This window comes from Variovorax sp. 01N429 (assembly GCF_056399425.1).
Map to the genome: position 1 here is coordinate 1 of NZ_JBFTRG010000039.1, position 6,346 is coordinate 6,346.

Annotated in this window: 4 protein-coding genes; all 4 read left to right on the forward strand. The window is 63.0% G+C overall.

Annotation, left to right across the window (positions count from 1 at the left end):
* Positions 1-894, forward strand: an 894-nt coding sequence (locus AC1DSF_RS30360) for a methyl-accepting chemotaxis protein (RefSeq protein ID WP_478184034.1), incomplete at its 5' end; no start/stop codon positions are given.
* A gap of 36 nt (positions 895-930) precedes the next feature.
* Positions 931-2,556 carry a methyl-accepting chemotaxis protein gene (locus AC1DSF_RS30365; protein ID WP_478184035.1) on the forward strand — a complete coding sequence of 542 codons (1,626 nt, stop codon included), beginning with the start codon at positions 931-933 and terminating at the stop codon, positions 2,554-2,556.
* Positions 2,557-2,627: 71 nt separating this feature from the next.
* Positions 2,628-4,592 (forward strand): flagellar hook-associated protein FlgK, encoded by a 1,965-nt coding sequence (flgK, locus tag AC1DSF_RS30370; RefSeq protein WP_478184036.1) that lies wholly within the window; start codon positions 2,628-2,630, stop codon positions 4,590-4,592.
* A gap of 31 nt (positions 4,593-4,623) precedes the next feature.
* Positions 4,624-5,832, forward strand: coding sequence for a flagellar hook-associated protein FlgL (gene flgL, locus AC1DSF_RS30375; RefSeq protein WP_478128969.1), 1,209 nt, complete (start codon positions 4,624-4,626; stop codon positions 5,830-5,832).
* Positions 5,833-6,346 lie beyond the last annotated feature (514 nt).

The window sequence follows — 6,346 nt, forward strand, 5'->3', positions numbered from 1 at the left end:
GCATCGAGCCAGATCGCCACGGGCAACCAGGACTTGTCCTCGCGCACCGAAGAGCAGGCGAGCTCGCTGGAGCAGACCGCCGCTTCGATGGAAGAGCTCACATCGACCGTCAAGCAGAACGCCGACAACGCGCGCCAAGCCAATCAGCTTGCGGTGTCCGCTTCCGAAGTAGCGGTCAAGGGCGGCAGTGTCGTCTCGCAGGTGGTCGACACGATGGGCTCCATCAATGCATCGTCACGCAAGATCGTGGACATCATCGGCGTGATCGACGGCATTGCATTCCAGACCAACATCCTTGCCTTGAACGCAGCGGTCGAAGCCGCCCGCGCTGGCGAGCAGGGGCGCGGCTTTGCCGTGGTGGCCTCCGAAGTGCGCAGCCTGGCCCAACGCTCAGCCGCCGCAGCCAAGGAAATCAAGACGCTCATCGGCGACTCGGTAGAAAAGGTCGAGGAAGGCAGCAAACAGGTGGCCGAAGCCGGAAAGACCATGGAAGAGATCGTCGACAGCGTCAAGCGCGTGACGGACATCATGGGCGAGATCACTGCGGCCAGCCAGGAGCAGACCTCGGGCATCGAGCAGATCAACCAGGCGATCACGCAGATGGACCAGGTCACGCAGCAGAACGCGGCGCTGGTCGAAGAGGCTGCCGCTGCGGCAGGCTCGCTGCAGGAACAGGCATCCAGTCTCGTCCGGGCGGTGAGCGTCTTCAGGCTGGACAGCGACAACCAGGCGGTCCGCGCCATCGCACGGGCGCAGTCCAGCAGCGCCGATCGGGTGCCGAAACGCGTTTCGGGCGGAAAGCCTGCGCTGGCCAAGCCGGCAGCGAAGCAGCTTGCGGCGCCCGCCAAAGCCGCCGCAGCCCACGAATCGTCCGGCGATTGGGCCGAGTTCTAAGCGCCATCTACGGCGGTCACATAGAAAGAAGAAAAAATGCAATGGTTCCAAAAGCTCCGCGTGGCCGTCAAACTGGTCCTCAGCTTTCTCGTGGTTGCGGCGGTCGGCGCGATCGTCAGTGCGCTGGGCATCTTTCACATGGGGCGCATCAGCGATGCGACGGAAAAGCTCTACGCGCATGAGCTTCGGGCCTTGCAGGCCGTGCAGGAAGCCAACATCCACCTGCTGTATGCCAGCCGGGCGCAGATGAGCCTCCTGTCGGCGTCCACGCGCGGCGAGCGCAACGCGGCTGGAAAGGAACTCACCACTGCCATGGAGGGTCTCGCCGCGCGTGCAGGCGAGGTCAAGCCGATCTTCGAGGAAAGCGAGCCGGGCAAGAAGTTGTTCGCGCAGTACGAGAGCCTGCTTCCGGGCTTGAAGCAGCACATGGACCAGTTCGTGGCGCTGATCTCCAAGCAGTCGCTGGACAGTTCCCAGTTCGACGGACAAGTGAACGAGGACAGCGCGCGCCTGCTTCAGGAGTCGCGAGGTCTCGAGGAGGTTCTGAAGAACATGGTCGCGCACAGCAACTCGCTGGCGAAGCAGAGCGCAGAGCACGCCGCGAACGTCTACACGAATTCGCGGCTGATGACCGTGGTGATGACGCTGGCCGGCATCCTCGCGAGTGTCGCGCTTGGCCTTTTCGTCGCACGTGCCTTGGCGCGTCAGCTGGGGGGAGAGCCCGCCCATGCCGCGGAAGTCGTGGGCCGCATCGCGAACGGCGACTTGACGGTGAACGTGGACGCGGGTCTTGCGCGTGACGGCAGCCTGTTGCATTCCATCAAGCACATGCAAGACCAGCTTTCAGCGGTGGTCGGGAAGATCAAGACTTCGAGCGACACGATCGCGACGGCCTCGGGCCAGATCRCCACCGGCAACCAGGACTTGTCTTCGCGCACCGAAGAGCAGGCGAGTTCGCTGGAAGAGACAGCGGCTTCGATGGAAGAGCTGACTTCGACAGTCAAGCAGAACGCCGACAACGCGCGCCAGGCGAATCAACTCGCAGTGTCGGCCTCGGCAGTCGCGGTCAAGGGCGGCAGCGTGGTCAGCCAGGTGGTGGACACGATGGCTTCGATCAACGCATCGTCCAGGAAGATCGTGGACATCATCGGCGTGATCGATGGCATCGCGTTCCAGACCAACATCCTTGCACTGAACGCGGCGGTGGAAGCCGCGCGCGCCGGCGAGCAGGGCCGCGGCTTTGCCGTGGTGGCCTCTGAAGTGCGAAGCCTTGCACAGCGCTCGGCAGCGGCGGCGAAGGAAATCAAGGGCCTCATCGATGACTCGGTGGGCAAGGTGGATGCGGGCAGCGCGCTGGTGGGCGAAGCGGGCAAGACCATGGAAGAGATCGTCGAGAGCGTCAAGCGGGTGACGGACATCATGGGCGAGATCACTGCCGCGAGCCAGGAGCAGACGTCGGGCATCGAGCAGATCAACCAGGCGATCACGCAGATGGACCAGGTGACGCAGCAGAACGCCGCACTCGTGGAAGAAGCATCCGCGGCAGCCGAGTCGTTGCAGGAGCAAGCGTCGAGTCTCGTGCAGGCAGTCAGCGTCTTCAGGCTGGGCAGTGAAGAACTCGATCCCGCCGACCTCAACTTCCGCGCGCTCGCGCCGATATAGATGCAACGGGCATCGCGACGAACACGATGCCGATGCCCCCACAGACACTCACCGCACAAGGTAAAAGCCACATGTCAGGAAGCTTGTTTTTCACGGGCCTGAGCGGTCTCAGCGTTGCGCGAGCCGCGTTGATGACCACCGCCCACAACACTGCCAACGTCTATACGACAGGCTATAGCCGGCAAGTTGCCGAAATCGCCACCAACTCGCCGACCGCGACGGGGTCCGGCTATGTCGGGAACGGCGCCACCGTCAGCACGATCTCGCGCAGCTACGACCGCTACCTCACGGCGCAGCTTGCCGCCGCGCAGTCGGCATCCGCAGCGTTGAGCACCAACGGCACCCAGATCAACCGCATCGATTCGCTCCTGGCGGACCAGACCGGTGGCCTGAGCCCGCTGATGCAGAGCTTCTTCACGGCAGTCCAAGGTGTGGCGAACACGCCCGCGGACACGGCCGCACGCCAGCAACTGATCAGCTCCGCCCAATCGCTGGCCAGCAAGTTCCGGTCGACTGACAAGTACCTCTCCGACATCAACTCGTCCGTCAACGACCAGATCGCGGGCAGCGTCGACCAGATCAATACCTACTCGAGCAAGATCGCCAGCCTCAACCAGCAGATCAGCATGATGAGTGCGGTGGCCGGTGGGCAGCCGCCCAACGACCTGCTGGACCAGCGCGACCAGCTGGTGAGCGAGCTCAGCCAGATCGTCGACGTCAAGGTGCTGCAGCAGGACAATGGCAAGTACAACGTCTTCATCGGCAGTGGCCAGTCCCTGGTGACGGGCGACCAGGCCGCCACGATGAAGGCGATCCAGTCTTCCGCCGACCCCACCCGCACTGCGGTCGCGCTGGTGGGCATCGCGGGCAACGTGTCGGAACTCAGCGACAACACCTTCACGGGCGGTGCGCTGGGCGGTCTCATGACATTCCGCAACGACACGCTGACGCCCACGCAGAATGCCATCGGACGTTTGTCGATGGCATTCGCAAGCGAGATCAACGTGCAACAGAATCTCGGCGTCGACCTGAGTGGCGCGCTCGGCCAGGACCTCTTCACGACGGCATCGCCCGGTGTGTTCTCGAACGCGAAGAACTCGGGCAACCTCGTGCTCTCGGGCAGCGTGACCAGTACCAACCAGCTCACGACGAGCGACTACTCGGTGCAGGCCAGGAACGTCGCCGGCACGATGACGTACTCGGTCACTCGTCTTTCGGACAACCAGTCCGTGGGCTCGTTCACGAGCTTCCCGATCACCTTCGACGGCGTGAGCCTCGCCGCCGCCAGCGGCGCTCCGCAGGATGGCGACTCCTTCCTGGTGCAGCCGACGCGCACCGGCGCGCGCGACATGACCGTGACGGTGCTCGACCCGAGCAAGGTGGCTGCCGCTTCGCCGGTGATCACCGGCAACACCAGCACCAATCAAGGCAGCGGCGCGCTCAGCGCGGCCAAGATCGGTGCCGGCTATCCGGCCACGCCGCTCGCAGCGAAGGTCACGCTGAGCTATGACGCGGGGACGAACATGTTGTCCGGATTTCCGGGGAGCTCGGCCGTGACAGTGACCCTTGCCGACGGCACATCCAACACCTACGCGCCCGGAGCGACCGTGCCGTACACGGCCGGCGCACAGATCAGTTTCGACGGCATCGGCGTCAGCCTGAGCGGCCAGCCGGCCCAGGGCGATACCTTCACCATCGGCAAGAACACCGCAGGCGTTTCCGACGGCACCAACGCGTTGTTGCTCGGAGCGCTCCAGCGCCAGACCACGATGGCCAACGGCAGCTCGACCTTCAACGGCGCGTATTCGCAGATCGTGAGCGAGGTGGGCAACCGGGCCATGCAAGTCAACGTCGCCTCGAAGACTCAGGACAGCGTGACCAGCCAGATCAAGGCGAGCCAGCAATCCATCTCCGGTGTGAACCAGGACGAGGAAACGGGCAACCTGCTGATGTACCAGCAGATGTACCAGGCCAATGCCAAGGTGATCCAGACCGCTTCGACCATCTTCGACGCGATCCTCGCCATCAGCAATTGATCCTTTCAATATCCAGAATCCAGGAGCCGTGATGCGTATCAGCACCAGTTCTTTCTATGAACAGAATGTCGTCGCGATGGGCCAGCAGCAGCAGAAGCTGTTTCGGGTCCAGCAGCAACTATCTGCCGGGACCAAGTTCCTGACCGCTGGGGACGACCCGGTAGGTGCGACGCGCGCGCTGGGTGTCAGCCAGAGCCTGGCCGAGTCCTCGCAATACGCGACCAGCCGCGATCGTGCGACCTTGTCCCTGTCTCGGGAAGAGAACGCGCTCGACAGCGCGACGACGATCCTGCAGAACATCAAGACGCTCACCGTGCAGGCGGGCAACGGAACGCTGTCGGATGCGGATCGCGCATCGTTGGCGACCAGTCTCCAGAGCAACCTGGACGAGCTGGTGGGCCTTGCCAACACCGACGACGGCAACGGCCAGTTCCTCTTCGCTGGCTACAAGAGCGCCACGGCGCCCTTCGTTTCTTCACCAGGCGGCATTCAGTATGTGGGGGATCAGGGCCAGCGCCTGATGCAGGTGGACGTGGCGCGCCAGATGTCGACATCCGACGACGGGCGCTCGGTGTTCCAGTCGGTGCAGAACAACGGAAAGTACGTTGCTTCGGACAGCGCCGCCAATACCGGAACCGGTGTGTTCAGCGCGATCGGCGTCAATGACGCGACGGACCCGAACTACGGCAAGGACTTCCAGATCAGCTTTGCTGGCGGCAACTACACCGTGCAGACCAAGGACGTGCCGCCTGTGACGGTTTCTGCCGGGAGCTTCGATCCCAAGACGCCCATCGTCTTCGGTGGCATTCAGATCCAGATCAGCGGAACGCCTGCGGACGGAGACACTTTTGATGTGTCGACTGCGAAGAATGCCGGGTCGGATGTGTTTGCTACGGTGGGTAGCCTCATCACGGCTCTCAGGGCGCCGCTGGCGGGGGGCGGGGCGGCTGCGCAGGCCAAGCTGCTGAATGCGCTCAGTACGGCCAACGTGAAGGTTTCCAACAATTACGACAACGTGCTGACGGTTCGGGCGTCGATTGGGTCGCGGTTGAATGAGATCGATGCGCTGAATTCGAGCGGGGCGAGTCGGGACTTGAATGACAAGAGCTATCTTTCGAGCATTCAGGATCTGGATCCTGTGCAGGCGATTGCGGAGTTTTATCAGCGGCAGAGTTCTTTGCAGGCTACGCAGATGACGTTTGCGAAGCTTAGTTCTATATCGTTGTTTAACTATCTTTGATTTGGGTTGTGGTGGGTTGTGGTGGGTGTGGTCGGGTGGGGTGTTGGTCTTGGTAGGCTGTTGGCCGGGTTTCGCCCCGGCGGGCGACTTACTTTCTTTTGCGTCGCCAAAAGAAAGTAAGCAAAGAAAAGGCGACCCCACTGTGCGCGTCCCTGCGCTTCGCTACGGGCAACCTGCGGTGCTCGCTTCAGGCGGGGTCCGCGCGAAACTCGCTGCGCTCAAACACGCGCAGCCCTTGTCCGCCTGAAGCTGCGCTCCTCGGCACGCACAGAGGGGACCCGGACACKAATACCGATACCAATACCAAGGCAGAACGCGCCGTGGCGCGTCCTTGTGTTTTTGGTTTGGCTGTTGGTATTCAAAGAGCCGAGCGAAGCGACGGCCCGAGCACTCCCTTCTGGGGGTGCCGAGGAGCGGAGCTTTTCGTGGATCAGGGCCGCGCGTGTTTGAGCGCAGCGAGTTTGCGCGGACCCCACGAAAAGCGAGCACCGCAGGTTGCCCGTAGCGCAGCGAA

Excerpts from the sequence above, each read along its gene's own strand:
- flgK (WP_478184036.1), top strand. The coding sequence starts at position 2,628 with ATGTCAGGAAGCTTGTTTTTCACGGGCCTGAGCGGTCTCAGCGTTGCG.
- flgL (WP_478128969.1), top strand. The coding sequence starts at position 4,624 with ATGCGTATCAGCACCAGTTCTTTCTATGAACAGAATGTCGTCGCGATG.